Here is an 18,185-nt window from a genome sequence, read left to right as displayed (position 1 = left end):
TCAGTAATTCACGACCGGCCGCTCCCGGACCACACCAGGACGACGAAGTCAGGAGATCCGCATGCCAGAGGCCTACCTCGTCGGAGGGGTCCGCACCCCGGTCGGCCGCTACGGCGGCTCCCTCTCCGCCGTCCGTCCCGACGACCTCGCGGCGCTCGTCGTCGGCGAGGCCGTGCGCCGCGCCGGGCTCGACCCGGCGCGTACGGAGCTGGACGAGGTCATCCTCGGCGCCGCCAACCAGGCCGGAGAGGACAACCGGAACGTCGCCCGGATGGCCGTGCTCCTCGCCGGCCTCCCCGACACCGTGCCGGGCATCACGGTCAACCGCCTGTGCGCCTCCGGGATGTCCGCCGTCACCATGGCCGCACAGGCGATCCGCGCGGGCGACGCCGATCTCCTCGTCGCCGGGGGCGTCGAGTCCATGACCCGCGCCCCCTGGGTACAGGCCAAGCCGGAGAAGGCGTGGGCGAAGCCCGGCGCCGCCTTCGACACCTCGATCGGCTGGCGCTTCCCGAACCCGCGCCTCGCCGCACGCGACAAGGCCACCTTCACGATGCCGGAGACCGCGGAGGAGGTCGCCCGGGTCGACGGCATCACCCGCGCCGAGGCCGACGCCTTCGCCGTCCGCTCGCAGCAGCGCGCCGCCGCCGCGATCGCCGCCGGCCGCTTCGCCCCGGAGATCGTCGGCGTGCCGGTCCGCGACGGCGAGGTGCTCGTCGACGAGGGGCCGCGCCCGGATACCACGCTCGAGGTGCTCGCGCGCCTCCGTCCCGTCGTGGCCGGCGGAGAGGTCGTCACGGCCGGCAACTCGAGCGCCCTCAACGACGGCGCCTCGGCCGTGCTCGTGGCGAGCGCCGAAGCCGTCGAGCGCCACGGACTGACGCCCCGCGCCCGGATCGTCGTCGGCACCTCCGCCGCCCTGGCTCCGGAGATCATGGGACTCGGACCGGTCCCCGCGACGGAGAAGGCGCTGCGCCGTTCGGGGCTCTCCCTCGACGACATCGGCGCCGTGGAGCTCAACGAGGCGTTCGCCTCGCAGTCGCTCGCCTGCATCCGGCGGCTGGGCCTCGATGAGGACCGCGTGAACGCCGACGGCGGCGCCATCGCTCTCGGGCACCCGCTCGGCTCGTCCGGCTCGCGCCTGCTCGTGACGCTGATGGGACGCATGGAGCGCGAGGACTCCCGCTACGGCCTCGCCACGATGTGCGTCGGCGTCGGCCAGGGCGCGGCCGTGATCCTGGAGAAGGTGTGAGCGGCGCGGACGAGCCGCTGCTCGTCACCCGCACCGCGGACCGCGTCGTCGCGACCCTGAACCGTCCGCACAAGCGCAACGCGATCGACCAGGCCACGATCGACGCCCTGCACGCGCTGTGCGCCGAGCTGGAGGAGACGCCGCGCACGCTCATCCTCACCGGCGCCGACGGGGTGTTCGCGGCCGGCGCCGACATCGCCGAGCTGCGCGAACGCCGCGCCGACGACGCCCGTCGCGGCATCAACGCCCACGCGTTCGTCCGCGTCGCGGAGCTGCCGATGCCCGTCATCGCCGCGATCGACGGCTACGCGCTCGGCGGTGGCGCGGAACTCGCGTATGCCGCCGACATCCGCCTCGCGACGCCGACCCTGAAGATCGGCAACCCGGAGACCGGCCTGGGCATCCTCGCCGCCGCCGGAGCGAGCTGGCGCCTCAAGGAGATCGTGGGCGACGCCCGCGCCATCGAGCTGCTGCTGACCGGCCGCACGGTGCACGCCGAGGAAGCGCTCCGCATCGGTCTCGTCTCCTCGTTGCACGAGGTCGCCGACCTCCTCGCCGCCGCCCACGCGGTCGCCGACCGCATCGCCCGCAACGACCCCGCGGCGACCATCGCGACCAAGCGGGTGTTCCGGGCGCCGCGCGACCAGCACCCCGCGGTCGACCTCGAGGAGCAGGCCGCGCTGTTCGAGAGCCCGGAGAAGCACCGTCGCATGACCGCCTTCCTGGAACGGAGAGACCGATGAGCACGCCCTCCTCCCCCGAAGCCGCAGCCCCGGCCCGTGTCGGCGTGCTCGGCGGCGGACGCATGGGCGCCGGCATCGCCCACGCCTTCCTCCTCGCCGGAGCCCCCGTGACCGTGGTCGAGCGGGACGACGACGCCGCCGCGGCCGCCGCCGCCCGCGTGCACGGGTCGATCGACGCCTCGCTCGCCCGCGGCACGGCGATCGAGACGGGCGAGGCCTACCGGGCCCGGTTCGCGACCGGGACCGACGCCGCCCTGTTCGCGGACTGCACCCTCGTCGTCGAGGCCGTCCCGGAGGAGCTGGCACTCAAGATCGACGCCCTCACCCGCGTCGAGCGCCACCTCGCCGACGACGCGGCCCTCGCGTCCAACACGTCGTCCATCTCGATCGACGAGCTCGCGGCGGTGCTCGACCGCCCCGAGCGCTTCCTCGGGATGCACTTCTTCAACCCGGTGCCCGCCTCGACCCTCGTGGAGGTGGTGCGTGGCGGCGCGACCGCGGAGACTTTGGTCGCGGACGCCGCCTCCTGGGTCCGCGCGCTGGGGAAGACGCCCATCGTCGTCGCCGACGCCCCGGGTTTCGCGTCGTCACGGCTGGGCGTCGCCCTCGGCCTCGAGGCGATCCGGATGCTCGAGGACGGCGTCGCCTCCGCGGCCGACATCGACGCCGCCATGACCCTGGGCTACAAGCACCCGGTGGGGCCGCTCCGACTCACCGACATCGTCGGGCTGGACGTCCGGCTCGGCATCGCCGAGTACCTCGCGGCGCAGCTCGGCTCGCGCTTCGAACCCCCGACCCTGCTGCGCCGCCTCGTGGCGGAGGGGCACCTCGGCCGCAAGAGCGGACGCGGCTTCTACGAATGGGACGACTGATGAAGGGAACCCCCATGACCGAGATCCTCCCCAGCTACGTGCAGGGCTCCTGGTGGACGCCCGCCTCCGACGCGGACGCCACCGCGGTGCGCGACGCCTCGACCGGGGAGACGGTCGCCCGCGTCTCCACCACCGGCCTCGACCTCGGCGCGGCGCTCGACTACGCCCGCACCACCGGCCAGGCCGCGCTCGGGGAGCTCACGTTCCACCAGCGCGCCGTGCTGCTCAAGCAGCTCGCGCTCGCGCTGACCGCCCGCAAGGAGGAGCTGTACGCGCTCTCCAGCCGCACCGGCGCCACCGCGCAGGACTCCTGGGTCGACATCGACGGCGGCATCGGCGTGCTCTTCGCGTACTCCAGCAAGGGCCGGCGCGAGCTGCCGAACGCGAAGGTCTACGTCGACGGCGCCGTGGAGAACCTGTCCCGGGACGGCTCCTTCCTCGGTCGGCACATCTACACCCGGCTGCCCGGGGTGGCGGTGCAGATCAACGCCTTCAACTTCCCCGTGTGGGGCTCGCTGGAGAAGTTCGCGCCGGCCTTCCTCGCCGGTGTCCCCACGGTCGTGAAGCCCGCCACCCCCACCGGCTACCTCACCGAGGCCATGGTGCGGGTGATGGTGGAATCGGGTCTGCTGCCCGAGGGGTCGCTGCAGCTCGTGTCCGGCAGCGTGCCCGACCTCTTCGAGCACCTGCGCCTCGGCGACCTCGTCGCGTTCACCGGCTCGGCGTCGACGGCGGAGCGGCTGCGGGCTCACGACGCGGTGCAGACCGGCGGGGTCCGCTTCACCAGCGAGACCGACTCGATCAACGCCTCGGTCCTCGGCACGGATGCGGCCTCCGGCACGCCGGAGTTCGACGCCTACGTGAAGCAGCTCGTCGCGGAGATGACGTCGAAGGCCGGGCAGAAGTGCACCGCGATCCGGCGGGCGATCGTGCCGGAGGACGCGGTGGACGACGTGATCGCCGCCGTGCGCGACCGGCTCGCTGCGCGGATCGTCGTGGGCGACCCGCGCGCGGAGGGCGTGACGATGGGACCGCTCGCCTCGACGGCCCAGCGCGACGAGGTGCTCCGGCAGGTGGCGCGACTCCGCGAGGGCGGCGGCGAGCTCGTGATCGGCTCCCCCGAGACGCCGACGGTCCGCCGTGCGGACGGCAGCGAGGGCCCGGCGGAGGACGGCGCGTTCGTGGCGCCGATGCTCCTGCGCTTCACCGATGCGACCAGCCCCGCCGTGAACGAGATCGAGGCGTTCGGCCCCGTCTCCAGCATCCTCGGCTACCGCACGCTGGACGAGGCGGCGGCACTCGTGGCCCGGGGCGGCGGCTCGCTCGTGACGAGCGTCGCGACGCACGACCCGGAGGTCGCGACCACGCTCGCCGCGGGGATCGCCGCGTACAACGGCCGCGTGCTCTTCCTCGACCGCGACGACGCACGCAGCTCGACCGGCCACGGGTCTCCCCTGCCGAACCTCGTGCACGGCGGCCCCGGTCGCGCCGGCGGCGGCGAGGAGCTCGGCGGCATCCGGGCGGTGCTGCACCACATGCAGCGCACCGCGGTGCAAGGCTCCCCGGAGATGATGACCGCGCTCACCGGCGTCTGGCACCAGGGGGCCTCGGCCCGTCCGTTCGACACCGACGACGGCGTGCACCCCTTCCGGAAGTCGCTGGCGGAGCTGCGCATCGGCGATCAGGTCGTCAGCCCCTCGCGCACCGTCACCCTCGACGACATCGAGACGTTCGCGGCGTTCACAGGCGACACGTTCTACGCGCACATGGACGAGGCGTCGGCGGCGGCGAACCCGTTCTTCCCCGGACGCGTGGCCCACGGCTACCTGCTGGTGTCGTGGGCGGCCGGGCTCTTCGTCGATCCGGCTCCCGGTCCCGTGCTCGCGAACTCCGGGCTGGAGAACCTGCGCTTCGTGACCCCGGTGTCCCCCGGCGACGAGATCCGCGTCGAGCTCACCGCCAAGCAGATCACGCCGCGGGAGACCGACGAGTACGGCGAGGTGCGCTGGGACGCGGTGCTGAAGAACCAGGACGACGAGCTCGTCGCGACCTACGATGTCCTGACCCTGGTCGCGAAGGAGCTCACCCCCGCCTGATCCCGAGCCCCCGGGTTCTCGTCGAGGCCCCGCCCTTCCCACGCGGATACGGCGGGGCCTCGGCGCGAAGACGGGGTTTCGGGGTCAGGGGTGGCGGAGGCCGTCGAGGGCGATCGCGACGACGTCGTCGGCGAGGCGGTCGGCGCCCTCGCGACCACCGGGGCGGTACCACTCGACGATCGAGTTGATCATGCCGAACGTCAGGCGCGCGACGACGGCCGCGTCGATGTCGGAGCGCAGGGCACCCTCAGCCTGCGCCTCCGCGACGAGGGCCGTGATGCGACGGTCGAACGCCCGGCGCCGGGTGAGGGCGCGGCGCTCGACGTCGGTGTTCCCGCGCACGCGCAGCAGCAGCGTCACGGCGGGGAGCTGCTCCACGAGCACATGGACGGCCCCGCGGAGCACGTGTTCCAGGCGGGCGACCGCATCGGCGGCTCCCCCGCTGTCCGGGAGGGGTGCGTCGACCACGGCTTCGAGCCCGCCGAGGGCGCTGTCGAGGGCGCGGTCGAGCATCTCGTCCTTCGACCCGAAGTGATGGTAGATCGCCGACTTCGACAGCCCGAGGCGCTCGGCGAGCATCCCGATCGAGGTCGCGTCGTAGCCGTGCTCGTTGAAGGCGGCCACCGCGACGGCGAGGATCCCCTGCTGGTCGTACCCGGGGCGGCCGCGCCGCGTGGTCTGCATCTCGGACATCCCCCTCAGTCTCGCACCGCCCGCCGCGCGCATCGCGGAGGTCGACGCCGAGACCCCCGCGTGTCAGCGCAGGTCGTAGACGCGCTTGTACTTGCCCTCGCTGCGCGGCAGCGCCCCCGGCTCCTCCAGCCGGACAGCGACCGTCGAGCCGATGAACACCTTGATGCGCTGCACCAGCACCTGCGCCGCCGCCTCGCACGTCTCCACGGACAGGTCGGGGTGCCGCTCGATACGGACGGTGAGGGCGTCCATCCGGCCCTCCTTCGTCAGCTCCAGGATGAAGTGCGGCGTGAGCTGCTCGATCCCGAGCACCAGCTCCTCGATCTGCGTCGGGAAGAGGTTGACGCCGCGCAGGATGATCATGTCGTCGTTGCGCCCGGTGACCTTCTCCATCCGCCGCATACCCGGACGCGCCGTGCCGGGGAGCAGGCGGGTGATGTCGCGCGTGCGGTAGCGGATGACGGGGAACGCCTCCTTGGTGAGCGAGGTGAAGACGAGCTCGCCCCGTTCGCCGTCCGGCAGCGCCTGCAGGGAGTCGCCGTCGATCACCTCGGGCAGGAAGTGGTCCTCCCACAGATGCGGGCCGTCCTTGGTCTCGAGGCACTCGTTGCCGACGCCCGGCCCCATCACCTCGCTGAGCCCGAAGATGTCGAGGGCGTCGATGCCGAGCCGCTGCTCCAGCTCGTGCCGCATCTCGTTGGTCCAGGGCTCCGCGCCGAGCACCGCGACCTGGAGCGAGGTGGACCGCGGGTCGATGCCCTGCGCGGCCATCGCGTCGGCGATCGTGAGGAGGTAGCTCGGGGTGCACAGGATCGCGTCCGGCTCGAAGTCGCGGATGAGCTGCACCTGCCGGGCGGTCTGTCCGCCCGACATCGGGATCACGGTGGCGCCCAGGGCTTCGATGCCGGCATGCGCCCCGAGCCCACCCGTGAACAGGCCGTACCCGTAGGCGTTGTGCACCTTCATGCCGCGCCGGATGCCGCTGGCGCGGAGCGACCGGGCCACCAGCGTCCCCCAGCGGTCGAGGTCGCCGCGCGTGTAGCCGACGACGGTTGGGCGGCCCGTGGTGCCGCTGGACGCGTGGATGCGGGCGACGTCGGCCATCGGCACCGCGAACATCCCGAACGGGTACGTCTCGCGCAGGTCGTCCTTAGTGGTGAAGGGCAGCCGGTGCACGTCGTCGAGCGTGCGGATGTCGTCGGGATGCACGCCCGCCTCGTCGAACTTCCGCGTGTAGAGCGGAACGTTGCGATAGGCGTGCTGCACGGTCCACCGGAGGCGCTCGAGCTGCAGGCGCTCGATCTCGGCGCGGCTCATCCGCTCCTCGGGGTCGAGCTCGTCGGTCGTCGGCGGGCGGAGGGCGGAGGCGGGGGCGGTCATCGTCGACACGGGGACTCCTCGGAACGGCGGATCAGAAGGTCTGGGAGGTGGTGCGGGAGCGGCCGCGGAACTCGGCGACCGCGTCGCCCTGCTCGTCCACGACCGTCACGTCGTAGAGGCCGGAGCGACCGGTGCGGGTGCGGCGGACGGCCGTCGCGGTGAGCGTCTGCCCCGCGACGGTGGGCTTGAGGAACGAGATGTCGGCACCGGCGGCCACCGTCACCCGGTCGTCTTCGTTGCAGGCGATCGCGAAGGCGGTGTCGGCGAGCGCGAACACGAGCCCGCCGTGGGTGATCTGGAAGCCGTTGGTCATGTCCTCACGGACGCGCATCGACACGACCGCGTGCCCCGGGTCGTCGCGTTCGACCACGAGCCCGAGCATCGCCGAGGCCCGGTCGCGTTCCATCATGGCCCGGTTCGGCCGCACGGCCTCCGCCGTATCCGTCGCCTCCGTCATCGCCGACCTCCTCGTCGCGCTGGGACGGGACGACCGCGTCCCGTCCGCCCATACTAACTGAACGATCGGTCAGTAACGCAAGGGTGTCGGGGACGCGGGTGGGGTCACTCGATCCGGAACGGCGTCCGCAGCGTCGCGTCCTCCACGGTGACGCCGGTGATCACCGCCGCCGGGTCGGAGAAGTCGCGATCCGCGCGGAAGCGGATCGTGCCTCCCTCCCGCGTGGACCATTCGTAGAAGTACTCGCCGGACGAGACCACGCGGAGGAACGTGCCCTCCGGGAAGGCCGCGACCGCCTCCGTCAGCGGAGCGCCGATCCGGACTCCCTCGGCGGCGGGCAGCGCGGCGCCGTCCGGCTCGACGTCGCCCTGGATGTTCGCGATGCCGGCGGTGACCGCCGCCAGCGCATCCCCCTGCTCGGCGAAGTGCAGCACGAGGCGGGACGTCCCGTCGGCGCTCACGACGCGCACCTGCCGGTCGGACCAGTCGAACTCCTCCACGGTGGCCCCCGGGATCGCCGCCACCGCCTCCTCGCGCGAGGTGCCCAGCACGAGGGGGCCCACACCCGTCGTCGTCATCTCCCAGTCGCTCCACGGAGCGGCGGGGTCGGCGGGCGCCGGGGTCTCGGCGACCGGCGGGTCGTCCGTGAGCTCCTCGACGAGAGCGGCTTCCGCCTCGACCGCCCGATCCCGGAGGAGCAGAGCCGCGCGCTCGGCGTCGAACGCGGAGCCGTCGAGCGCCGGCTGCCGCAGGTGCACGACGACGTTGCCGACGGCGGCGAAGGCGTGGTGCACGCGCCAGGGGTTTCCGCCGGAGTTCATGGTCATCGTGCCGGCGAAAGCCCGCACGCCCTCCTCATCGGGCACGGCGACCGCGTTGAAGGTGCCTTCACCCCGAGCGTCGAACTGCGCGCAGCGGTCGACGGTCGAGGCGAGCAGATCCATGCGCTCGGCCGCCACGTCCTCCGACGCGAACTGGAGGATCTCCTGCTTGCCGCTGTTCTGCGTGTCCTCGGCGTCCGCCCAGGGCACCGTGCGCGCCCCGATGCTGAACATCGAGGTCTCCATGATCAGCATCCCGCACACGGACGGGGTGAAGTCCGGGCCGCCCCCGTCCGCGTACTGCAGCAGAATGTCGTCGACCTCACCCGCCGGCGGCGCGGACGGAAGCAGGTCGGCGACCTCGGCCGGCGTGAGCGCGAAGGCGTCGAGGCCGTCCCCCACGAACAGGAGCGGGCCGTCGTACGGCTCCGGCGTCGGCGTCTCCGTCACCGGAGAGGCGGTCGTGGTCGTCGCCTCCGGGGTCGCCGCGCATCCGGGCACGGCGATCAGCGCCGCTGCCGTCGCCGCCGCGAGGAACGCCGCGCCGCGCCTCTTCCGCCCCCCGGGCACCGCAGCCGTCATGAACCCCTCCGAGTGGTCTCGTGCGCACCGATGCGCGCCCCTGAGGGAAGGATAGCGGTCAGGATCCGGGACTCAGGACGCCGGCGGCCGCCCGCCGCGCGTCCGCCGCGGTTCTCGCGCCGCTCGCGCCCTCGGCCGCCCGCCGGCAGGCATCGGCGTCCACGGCATCGAGCGCGGCCGCCACCCGCCCGAGGGCGCGCGGCGTCATCGACAGCGAGGTCGCTCCGAGCCCGACCAGCACGGGGGCGAGTGCCGGGTCACCGGCCGCCTCCCCGCAGATGCCGACGGCCTTGCCCGCCGCGCGTCCCGCCGCCCCGACCGTCCCGATGAGCCGCAGGACCGCCGGCTGCCAGGGATCGTTGAGATCGGCGAGCGCACTGGACAGCCGGTCCGCGGCGAGGGTGTACTGCGCGAGATCGTTGGTCCCGAGACTCACGAAGTCCACGACCTCGAACAGCTCGGCGGCCAGCAGCGCCGCCGCCGGGGTCTCAATCATGATCCCCGCTCTGTCCAGCCCCGCGGCACGGCACCGCGCCGCGAAGTCCGCGGCCTCGTCGACCGTGGCGACCATCGGGGCCATGACCTCCACCTCGGCGGATTCCGCATCGGCGGCCCTGGCCAGCGCGCGGAGCTGATCGTCGAGGAGTGCGGGCCGGCGACGGGAGAGGCGCAGGCCCCGCACACCGAGCGCGGGGTTCTCCTCGTCGTCGTCGTTCGCGAACGGCAACGGCTTGTCGCTCCCCGCATCCAGCGTGCGCACGACGACCTTCCGCCCGGGGAATGCGCGCAGCACCCCGCGGTACGCCTCGACCTGCTCCTCGATGCTCGGCGCCGCTGTCCGGTCGAGGAAGCAGAACTCGGTGCGGAAGAGTCCGACCCCCTCGGCGTGCGCCGCGGCCGCGCTCCCGGCATCCGCGGCGCCCCCGACGTTGGCCAGGAGCGGCACGCGGGTCCCGTCGGCGAGACGACCCCGCCCGTCGAAGGTCACCACGACGGCCGCGGCCCGGGCCTCGGCGATCTCCGCCTCGTCCGGGTCGACGTGGACCGTGCCGCGATCCCCGTCGATGAGGAGCATGGCCCCCTCGGGGATGCCGGTCGCCCCTGGCACCCCGACCACGGCGGGAAGTCCCAGTGCCCGCGCGATGATCGCCGTGTGCGACGTGGGCCCGCCGTCCGCGGTCACGAGAGCGACGCAGCTCCCGCCGTCCAGCGCTGCCGTGTCGGCGGGTGCGAGGTCGGTCGCGACGAGCACGAACGGCTCATCGCGCTCGGGGACCCCGGGCATGTCCACCCGGAGGATCTCGGCGATCATGCGGTCCCGGACGTCACGGATGTCGGCGGCGCGCTCCGCCATCCTCCCGCCGAGCGCTGCGAGCGCCGCCTCGTGTGCCGCGGACGTCTCCCAGACTGCCCGCGCCGCCGTGCGGCCCTGAGCGCGCACGAGGGCGGTGGCTTCCGCGACGAGCTCCGGGTCCGAGGCGAGGAGCCGGGACGCGTCCAGGATCGCCCGCGCCTCTCCGCGGGCCCGTTCGGCGCGCGAACGCAGCTGATCGGCGACGGCGACCGCCGCCCACTCGATCGTGGAGACCTCGGCCTCCCGACCCTCCGGCGGGACGACGGTCTCGGCATCCGGTTCCGGGAGTGCCGGTGCGAGGGACACCGCCCTCGCGGCCACCCGTCCCGGGCTGACGCCGCGGCCCTGCAGCACGGATCCGGAGACGATCTCCGGCGTCGGCGCCGGTTCGTGGTCGGCCCGGGCTCCCGTCTGGTCGTCCCCGGCTGTGCCGAGCGCGGGTGCGGTTCCGGGGCCGCCGGTGGCGCCCTCGTCCGTCTCGACGCCCTCGCCGAATCCTCCCTGGAAGAGCGAGACCAGGCGGTCGATCGCCGCCTCGGCATCCGCTCCCCGACCCGTGAGCTCGAACTCGGTCCCCTGCCGCGCGCCGAGTGCGAGCAACCGGGTCAGGCTCCCGGCCGCGGCCTCCGGGCCGTCCGGCAACCGCCGCAGACGCACGTCCGCGCCCGCCGCCGCTTCCGCGATCAGTGCGGCGGGGCGGGCATGGATGCCGAGAGGATTGCGCACCCGCACCCGACGGGACACCGTCTCCCCGGCCGGCTCCGACCCGTCAGGAGCGCGCTCCGCGGGCGACGTCACGATGTCCTCCGCCGTCGCATCGTCCGTCGGGCCGAGCTGACCGGTCTTCGCGGCCAACGCCGACGCGGCTTCAGCGGCGACCGCATCGAGGTCGCCCCCGGCCGCCGCGGCCACCACCGCGGCGAGGAGCCCCTCGACGAACGGCGCGGGCGCGAGCCGCACCGGCACGTCGCTGCTGCGCAGCTCCAGCGCGAGCTCGGCGCTCAGCACGGCCGACCCGAGGTCCATGAGCACGAGCACGCCGTCGACCTCGGCGGCGAGTTCATCGATCGCCGCCGACACCGCGACGGCGTCCGTCCCGAGGATGGGCGCGCCGTCCGCGTCCACGCCGGCCCCGGCCGCCACGCGGACCCGCGCGCCGCCGCCCGGCACCATCTGCAGGGCGAGTTCGAGCGCCGCCTCCCCGAGCCGGGCGCTGTGGGAGACGGCGACGATCCCGATCATCCGGCGTCCGCGAGGGCCGCCGCGAGCGCCTCGAACAGGAGCGCGGTCGAGGCGGCTCCGGGGTCGAGGTGGCCCGCGCTGCGTTCACCGAGGTAGCTCGCCCTGCCCTTCCGGGCGACGAGCGGCACCGTGGCGTCGCGGCCGGCGGCCGCGGCATCCGCCGCCGCCCTGGCGGCAGCCGCGGCATCGGCTCCTCCGGCGAGGGCGGAGTCGAAGGCGTCCACCGCGGGCGCCATGGCGTCGAACATCGTCTTGTCGCCCGCCTCGGGCTTGCCCCGCGCGACGATGCCCTCGAGGCCCGCCCGGAGCGCGACGGCGAGCGCCGGTCCGTCGAGCGACGTGACCGCACCGGCGGACATCCCCATGCGCAGGAAGAACGTGCCGTAGAGGGGCCCGCTCGCGCCGCCCACCGAGCTCACCAGGGTCATGCCGACGGTCTTGAGCAGCTCGTCGATCGTCGCGGGCGTCGTCGCCGCGAGCTTCTCCCCGACCGCCGAGAAGCCCCGCGCCATGTTCGCGCCGTGATCGGCGTCCCCGATGGCGGAGTCCAGTTCCGTGAGCCAGTCCCGCTGCGCCGTGACGGCTTCCCGGTACCGGGAGATCCAGTCGACGAGGGCGTCGGTGCCGACGGCCGCCATCACGCGCCCCACCGCAGGCCGGGGGTGATCACCGGGGCGTCCCACAGCCGCAGCAGCTCGTCGTCGGCCTTGAGCACCGTGACGGAGCACCCGGCCATGTCGAGGGACGTGATGTAGTTGCCGACCAGGTTGCGCGCGATCTGCACTCCGGACCTCTCCAGGATCGACGCGACCTCGCCGTACATGAGGTAGAGCTCGATCAGGGGCGTGGCCCCCATGCCGTTGAGCATCACGATCGCAGGCCCGGTGGCGTCGAGGTCGCCCAGGATCGGCTCGACGAGCTGCCGCGCGATCTCCGACGCGGGGGCGAGCGGCTCACGGTGGCGTCCCGGCTCGCCGTGGATGCCGATGCCGATCTCCATCTGGTCGTCGGGGAGGTCGAAGGTGGGCTTGCCCGCGGCGGGGACCGTACAGCTGGTGAGGGCCATGCCCATGGAGCGCCCCTGACCGTTGATGCGCTTCGCGAGGTCGACCACGGCCGCGAGGTCGCGGCCCTCCTCCGCAGCGGCCCCCACGAGCTTCTCCAGCAGGACCGTGAGGCCGACGCCTCGGCGCCCCGCGGTGTAGAGCGAGTCCTGCACGGCCACGTCGTCGTCCACGACGACCGTGCCCACCTCGATCCCTTCCATGGCGGCGAGCTCGGCGGCCATCTCGAAGTTCAGCACGTCGCCGGTGTAGTTCTTGACGATGTGCAGCACGCCGGCGCCGCGGTCGACCGCCTGGGTGGCGACCTGCACGCGGTCGGGGGTGGGCGAGGTGAAGACCTCGCCGGCGACGGCCGCGTCGAGCATGCCGGTGCCGACGTAGCCGCCGTGCAGGGGCTCATGGCCGGATCCGCCGCCGGAGACGACGGCCACCTTGCCCTGAGCCTTCGGTGTCGCCCGGGTGATGACGTGGTTCTCCAGGTCGACCGAGAGTTCGGGGTGTGCGGCGGCGACGCCCTTCAGGGACTCGACGAGGACGTCCTCCGGGGCGTTGATGAGCTTCTTCATCCTGCGATCTCCTTTGATGCGGCGTGAGTCTCGAGCGAAAATCCGAAAGGAATTCGTCAATGTCGAATATGCTCGGAGCCTGCCGGGTTGTCAAGATCGATCCGGCGACCGGAGACCCGGCTCGACGACGACCGGAAGGAGGACGCGCATGATCCAGGCGATCGATCGCGCGGCGAAGATCCTCGACCTGCTCCAGGGCGCCCGCCACCTCGGCATCACGGACCTCTCTGCGGCCCTGAGCCTGCCGCCGTCGACCGTGCACGGCCTCGTGAAGTCGCTGCGCGCGCACGGCCTCGTCGCGAAGGAGCGCGGCGGACAGCGGTACATGCTCGGCCCCACCCTGCTGCGACTGAGCAACGTGTACCTCGACACCCTGGACGTGCGGGCGCGGGCGATGCGCTGGACGCAGGAGTTGGCGCGACGCACGGGGATGTCCGTGCGCCTCGGCGCCCCGCACCTCACGGACGTCCTCGTGATCCACCACAACCTCCGCCCCGACGACAGCCCGCAGATGCTGGAGACGGGGATGGCGGTCCCCGCGCACGCCTCCGCGATGGGGAAGGTGCTCCTCGCGTACGACCAGGGCTTCCAGCAGAGCGTGTTCGCCGAGCCCCTGCGCAGTCTCACCGGCGACACGGTCACCGACGTAGCCCGACTGACCCTCGAGCTGCCGGGGATCGCGGAGCGCGGGACGGCGGCGGAGAGTGATGAGGCCGTCCTCGGCGAGTCGTCCCTCGCGGCACCGATCGCCGACGCCTCGAACACGATCGTCGCCGCGGTGGCCGTCGTGCTGCCGACCGCGGAGGCACCGGCATCCGACGCCGTCGTGCACGCGCTCCGCGAGACGGCACGGAACATCTCCCGCGAACTCGGCGCGACGTCCTGGCCACCGCCCGTGGCCCCCGCCGAGGACTGACGGCGGGCGCGTCCACCCTCGATCCCGGCGGTCAGCCGCGCAGGGCGAGTGCGAACGGCAGCACGGCCGTGGCCCCGGCCTGTCGCACCGTGCGCGCCGCGACCGTCAGGGTCCAGCGACTGTCGATGAGGTCGTCGACGAGCAGCACCGGGCCGGCGGGGACCTCGAGATGCGCCGCGTCGAAGCGGTCCCACACCCCCGCGAGCCGGAACACGCTGTTCCCGCCCGCCTGCCCCGAAGGCCCTCCGCCGCGCCACTCCAGCGCGCCGAGGTACGGCAGCCGCCCGATCTCGGACAGCCCGCGGGCGAGGGAGTCGACGAGCTGCGGATGCGACCGCGACGGCATCGCGACAACAGCCACCGGCCGCTCCGCCCAGCCCCACCCCGCGAGCACGCGCACGCAGGCCTGCAGCAGCGCCGGGCTGATCGGCGCGTCCGGGGCACCTGCCGCGAAGATCTCGCGCAGCGTGCCGCCCCAGCCGAGGTCGGTGAGCCGGGCGAGGGCACGCCCTTCGTCGGCCTGCTCTCCCGCGGGGATGCGGCCGCGCACCGGCACGTCGAGGCGGTCGGCCCCTGTCGGCCACGCGCGACGCGGCTCGACCGGCACGCCCACCCGGTCGAGGGAGGCGGCCGCCTGTGCGCTCGCCGTCTGCGCGACCTCCGCCGGGAACCACACGCCCGCGCAGTTGTCGCACCGGCCGCACGGGGCCGCGGTGTCGTCGTCGAGGGCCCGCTGCAGGAAGGCCATCCGGCAGCCGTCCGTGCGCTCGTACTCGAGCATGTGCTCCTGCTCCGCCACCCGCTCGGCGGCGATGCGCTCGTAGCGTTCGGCGTCGTACGTCCACGGCTGTCCCGTCGCGACCCACCCACCCTGCACCCGGCGCACGGCACCATCCACGTCGAGCACCTTCAGCAGCAGCTCGAGGGGCGTGCGGCGGATGTCGACGAGGGCCTCCAGCGCCGGCGTCGAGATCGGGCTGTCGCCGAGCGCCGCGATCACCCGTTCCGCACGCTCCCGATCGGGCATCGACGCGGTCGCGAAGTAGTGCCAGATCTCGCGGTCTTCGACACCGGGGAGCAGGAGCACGTCGGCGCTCTCGCTGGCACGCCCCGCTCGTCCCACCTGCTGGTAGTACGCCACGGGTGAGGACGGCGCGCCGAGGTGGACGACGAACCCGAGGTCCGGCTTGTCGAATCCCATGCCGAGGGCACTGGTCGCGACGAGGGCCTTCACCTCGTTGCGCTTGAGCAAGCCCTCCGACTCCGCACGCTCCTCGGGGTCGGTCTGCCCCGTGTAGGCGCGCACGTCATGGCCGTGGTCGCGCAGGAACCGCGCGGTGTCGACCGCCGCCGCCACGGTCAGCGTGTAGATGATCCCGCTGCCGGGGAGATCGTCGAGGTGGCTGAGCAGCCAGGCCAGACGGCTCGCCGAGTCCCTGAGGCGGAGCACCCCGAGCCGCAGCGAGGTACGGGCGAGCGGCCCCCGGATCGTGAGCACGGGCACCGCCTCCGCTCCGCCCGCGCCACCCGGCAGCGCCCCGAGCTGCTCAGCCACGTCGGCCACCACGCGGGAGTTCGCCGTCGCGGTCGTCGCCAGCACCGGCACGTCGGCGGGCATCTGCGCGATGAGGTCGCGCAGTCGGCGGTAGTCCGGACGGAAGTCGTGCCCCCAGTCGCTGATGCAGTGCGCCTCGTCGACGACGAGCATGCCGAGCCGCGCCACCAGCGCGGGCAGCTGCTCCTCGCGGAAGGCCGGGTTGTTCAGCCGCTCCGGCGAGACGAGCAGCACGTCGACGTCGTCTCCGGCGAGCCGCTCCTGCACCTCGGCCCACTCGTGGGCGTTCGTCGAGTTGATCGCCACGGCGCGCACGCCCGCGCGCTCGGCCGCGGCGATCTGGTCGCGCATGAGCGCCAGGAGCGGGGAGACGAGCACGGTCGGGCCGGCTCCCTGCCTGCGGCGGAGCAGGGTCGCGACGAAGTACACCGCCGACTTCCCCCACCCGGTGCGCTGCACCACGAGCGCGCGGCGACGCCCCTCCACCAGCGCCTCGATCGCCTCGAACTGGCCGTCGTGGAAGTCGACGTCGGGACGGCCGACGAGTTCGCCGAGGGCGGCGCGGGCGGCCTCGCGGAGGGGAACGGCGGTCGGAGAGGTCATGTCCTCCACTCTGCCGCAGACCTCGGACAGGACTCCGCCCGCCGCCCGCTCTCGGTGGATGACCGGTGGGAAGGCCGTAGCGTGGAGGAATGATCACACGCGAACTCGCCGTCGCGCTCCGCGATGCCGGCCTGAACTGGAAGCCCGCGGAGGGTGACCGGTTCCAGCTCGATCTGCCGGGCGAGGTGGAGCTGGAGGCCGAGGCCGACGTCTTCACGGTGAGCGCGATGACCATCGAGGCGCGGCAGACGCCGGCCGGCACGGACCTCGCCTTCAACGGCACGACGGAGTGGGCGCTCGACGCCGTGACCCTCGCCGATGCGGTGTGGCTGCCGCGCGAGGACCAGCTGCGCGACCTGCTCCGCGGGACGTTCCGTGCCCTCACCCGCCTCCCCGACACGTTCCGCGTCGAGATCGAGCTCGGCGGCGCTCCCCTGCTGTTCGAGCACCCGGACCCGGCGGAGGCCTACGGCCGCGCGCTGCTGGCGCTGATCTCGCGCTCCCGCTGACACGCCCTGTTGAATCGGGCCGTCGCGTGTGTCAGAATTACCTAACGATCGGTCAGTAAAGAAGGACCGGAGCCCGAGGAGTCGACGATGACCAGTCCCGCAGACCTGTCCCTCGTGGACGGCGAGACCTCCGACGAGGAACGCCTGTTCGACGAGCTGATCGCGAACGAGCAGCGCATCGAGCCGCGCGACTGGATGCCCGAGGCCTATCGCAAGACCCTCATCCGGCAGATCTCCCAGCACGCGCACTCCGAGATCATCGGCATGCAGCCCGAGGGCAACTGGATCACCCGCGCCCCGAGCCTCAAGCGCAAGGCGATCCTCATGGCGAAGGTGCAGGACGAGGCCGGGCACGGGCTCTACCTCTACTCCGCCGCGCAGACGCTCGGCATCACCCGCGACGAGATGATGGAGCAGCTCATCTCCGGCAAGGCGAAGTACTCGTCGATCTTCAACTACCCCACCCCGACCTGGGCCGACATGGGCGCGATCGGCTGGCTCGTCGACGGCGCCGCGATCTGCAACCAGGTGCCGCTGTGCCGCGCCTCCTACGGCCCCTACGGGCGCGCGATGGTGCGCATCTGCAAGGAGGAGTCGTTCCACCAGCGCCAGGGGTTCGAGATCCTGCTCTCGCTCATGCGCGGCACCGACGAGCAGCGGCAGATGGCACAGGACGCGGTGGACCGCTGGTACTGGCCGAGCCTGGCGATGTTCGGGCCGCCCGACGACCAGTCCCCCAACTCCGCCCAGTCGATGGCGTGGAAGATCAAGCGCTTCTCCAACGACGAGCTGCGTCAGCGGTTCGTCGGCATGCTCGTGCCGCAGGCCGAGATCCTCGGCGTCACCCTCCCCGACCCCGACCTGCGGTTCCACGAGGAGACCGGTCGCTACGAGATGGGCGAGATCGACTGGGACGAGTTCTTCCGGGTGCTGCGCGGCAACGGCCCCTGCAACGCCGAGCGTCTGGAGCGCCGCCGCACGGCGCACGAGGAGGGCGCGTGGGTGCGGGAGGCCGCCGCGGAGTACGCCCGCAAGCAGCACTCCCGTCTGAGCCGGGAGCGCGTCGAAGGGGCGGTGGCGTGATGGCGACCCCCGGAGCCGACCCTTCGACGAGCTCGGGGACCCAGGGCCGGGAGGTCTGGCCCCTGTGGGAGATCTTCGTGCGGGCGAACCGCGGGCTCAGCCACGTGCACGTCGGCTCGCTGCACGCCCCCGACGCCGACATGGCCATCCGCAACGCGCGCGACCTCTACACCCGCCGGGGCGAGGGCGTGTCGATCTGGGCGGTCCCCGCCGAGGCGATCACCACGAGCGACCCCGACGCCAAGGGGGCGTACTTCGAGAGCCCCGCCGGCAAGAACTACCGGCACGCGGTGTACTACACCGCCTCCGAGGGGGTGCCGCACCTGTGACCCTTCGACAGGCTCAGGGCCCCAGCCCTGCTCAGGGACCCAGCTCCGCTGAGGGACTCGGCGACGTC

Annotated in this window: 16 protein-coding genes; 8 read left to right on the top strand and 8 right to left on the bottom strand. The window is 73.2% G+C overall.

Annotated elements, in window-relative coordinates; genetic code table 11:
- The first annotated feature begins 61 nt into the window (after positions 1-61).
- The 4 genes from ACFU8V_RS06885 to paaZ are packed head-to-tail and all read left to right on the top strand — an operon-like array spanning position 62 to position 4,963.
- Complete coding sequence (locus ACFU8V_RS06885) at positions 62-1,252, top strand: acetyl-CoA C-acyltransferase (RefSeq protein ID WP_025103844.1); 1,191 nt, start codon at positions 62-64, stop codon at positions 1,250-1,252.
- Positions 1,249-1,995, top strand: a complete 747-nt coding sequence (locus ACFU8V_RS06880; protein WP_194088850.1) for an enoyl-CoA hydratase/isomerase family protein — start codon at positions 1,249-1,251, stop codon at positions 1,993-1,995. The genes ACFU8V_RS06885 and ACFU8V_RS06880 overlap by 4 nt, the downstream gene beginning before the upstream one ends.
- Positions 1,992-2,867, top strand: coding sequence for a 3-hydroxyacyl-CoA dehydrogenase family protein (locus ACFU8V_RS06875; RefSeq protein ID WP_126894600.1), 876 nt, complete (start codon positions 1,992-1,994; stop codon positions 2,865-2,867). Before ACFU8V_RS06880 ends, ACFU8V_RS06875 begins: the two co-directional genes overlap by 4 nt.
- Positions 2,868-2,881: 14 nt before the next feature.
- Complete coding sequence (gene paaZ, locus ACFU8V_RS06870) at positions 2,882-4,963, top strand: phenylacetic acid degradation bifunctional protein PaaZ (RefSeq protein ID WP_378869974.1); 2,082 nt, start codon at positions 2,882-2,884, stop codon at positions 4,961-4,963.
- Between the two features lie 84 nt (positions 4,964-5,047).
- Here the strand turns inward: paaZ and ACFU8V_RS06865 are convergent, their stop codons facing one another.
- From ACFU8V_RS06865 to dhaK, 7 genes are all read right to left on the bottom strand, one after another.
- The gene (locus ACFU8V_RS06865; RefSeq protein ID WP_126894598.1) at positions 5,048-5,656 is read right to left on the bottom strand and encodes a TetR/AcrR family transcriptional regulator; all 609 of its coding nucleotides are present in this window, start codon (positions 5,654-5,656) and stop codon (positions 5,048-5,050) included.
- Between the two features lie 63 nt (positions 5,657-5,719).
- Positions 5,720-7,036, bottom strand: a complete 1,317-nt coding sequence (gene paaK, locus ACFU8V_RS06860; protein WP_366216127.1) for a phenylacetate--CoA ligase PaaK — start codon at positions 7,034-7,036, stop codon at positions 5,720-5,722.
- Positions 7,037-7,067: 31 nt separating this feature from the next.
- Complete coding sequence (gene paaI / locus ACFU8V_RS06855; RefSeq protein WP_025103838.1) at positions 7,068-7,493, bottom strand: hydroxyphenylacetyl-CoA thioesterase PaaI; 426 nt, start codon at positions 7,491-7,493, stop codon at positions 7,068-7,070.
- A gap of 104 nt (positions 7,494-7,597) precedes the next feature.
- Complete coding sequence (locus ACFU8V_RS06850) at positions 7,598-8,896, bottom strand: hypothetical protein (RefSeq protein ID WP_378869970.1); 1,299 nt, start codon at positions 8,894-8,896, stop codon at positions 7,598-7,600.
- 58 nt (positions 8,897-8,954) lie between these two features.
- Positions 8,955-11,492, bottom strand: coding sequence for a phosphoenolpyruvate--protein phosphotransferase (ptsP, locus tag ACFU8V_RS06845; protein ID WP_366216070.1), 2,538 nt, complete (start codon positions 11,490-11,492; stop codon positions 8,955-8,957).
- A complete protein-coding gene (gene dhaL / locus ACFU8V_RS06840) occupies positions 11,489-12,130 on the bottom strand; it encodes a dihydroxyacetone kinase subunit DhaL (protein WP_025103835.1) in 642 nt (213 codons plus the stop codon). The genes ptsP and dhaL overlap by 4 nt, the downstream gene beginning before the upstream one ends.
- The gene (dhaK, locus tag ACFU8V_RS06835) at positions 12,130-13,122 is read right to left on the bottom strand and encodes a dihydroxyacetone kinase subunit DhaK (protein ID WP_025103834.1); all 993 of its coding nucleotides are present in this window, start codon (positions 13,120-13,122) and stop codon (positions 12,130-12,132) included. Before dhaK ends, dhaL begins: the two co-directional genes overlap by 1 nt.
- A 148-nt stretch (positions 13,123-13,270) precedes the next feature.
- Between dhaK and ACFU8V_RS06830 the strand changes: the two genes are divergently transcribed.
- Positions 13,271-14,038, top strand: coding sequence for an IclR family transcriptional regulator (locus ACFU8V_RS06830; protein ID WP_025103833.1), 768 nt, complete (start codon positions 13,271-13,273; stop codon positions 14,036-14,038).
- Positions 14,039-14,069: 31 nt separating this feature from the next.
- On the opposite strand, the gene ACFU8V_RS06825 is transcribed toward ACFU8V_RS06830, so the two are convergent.
- Positions 14,070-16,196, bottom strand: a complete 2,127-nt coding sequence (locus ACFU8V_RS06825) for a DEAD/DEAH box helicase (protein WP_378869965.1) — start codon at positions 16,194-16,196, stop codon at positions 14,070-14,072.
- 89 nt (positions 16,197-16,285) lie between these two features.
- On the opposite strand from ACFU8V_RS06825, the gene ACFU8V_RS06820 reads away from it, so the two are divergent.
- The 3 genes from ACFU8V_RS06820 to paaB all read left to right on the top strand — a co-directional run bounded on the left by ACFU8V_RS06820 (position 16,286) and on the right by paaB (position 18,117).
- Positions 16,286-16,705, top strand: a complete 420-nt coding sequence (locus ACFU8V_RS06820; RefSeq protein WP_378869963.1) for a pilus assembly protein CpaE — start codon at positions 16,286-16,288, stop codon at positions 16,703-16,705.
- An 87-nt stretch (positions 16,706-16,792) separates the two neighbouring features.
- Positions 16,793-17,788, top strand: a complete 996-nt coding sequence (paaA, locus tag ACFU8V_RS06815) for a 1,2-phenylacetyl-CoA epoxidase subunit PaaA (RefSeq protein WP_366216071.1) — start codon at positions 16,793-16,795, stop codon at positions 17,786-17,788.
- The gene (gene paaB, locus ACFU8V_RS06810; protein WP_025103829.1) at positions 17,788-18,117 is read left to right on the top strand and encodes a 1,2-phenylacetyl-CoA epoxidase subunit PaaB; all 330 of its coding nucleotides are present in this window, start codon (positions 17,788-17,790) and stop codon (positions 18,115-18,117) included. Before paaA ends, paaB begins: the two co-directional genes overlap by 1 nt.
- Positions 18,118-18,185 lie beyond the last annotated feature (68 nt).

Origin of the sequence: Microbacterium sp. NPDC057658, from assembly GCF_042799975.1 — a bacterium.
GTDB lineage: Bacteria > Actinomycetota > Actinomycetes > Actinomycetales > Microbacteriaceae > Microbacterium.
This window is presented reverse-complemented; position numbering and strand designations above follow the sequence as displayed.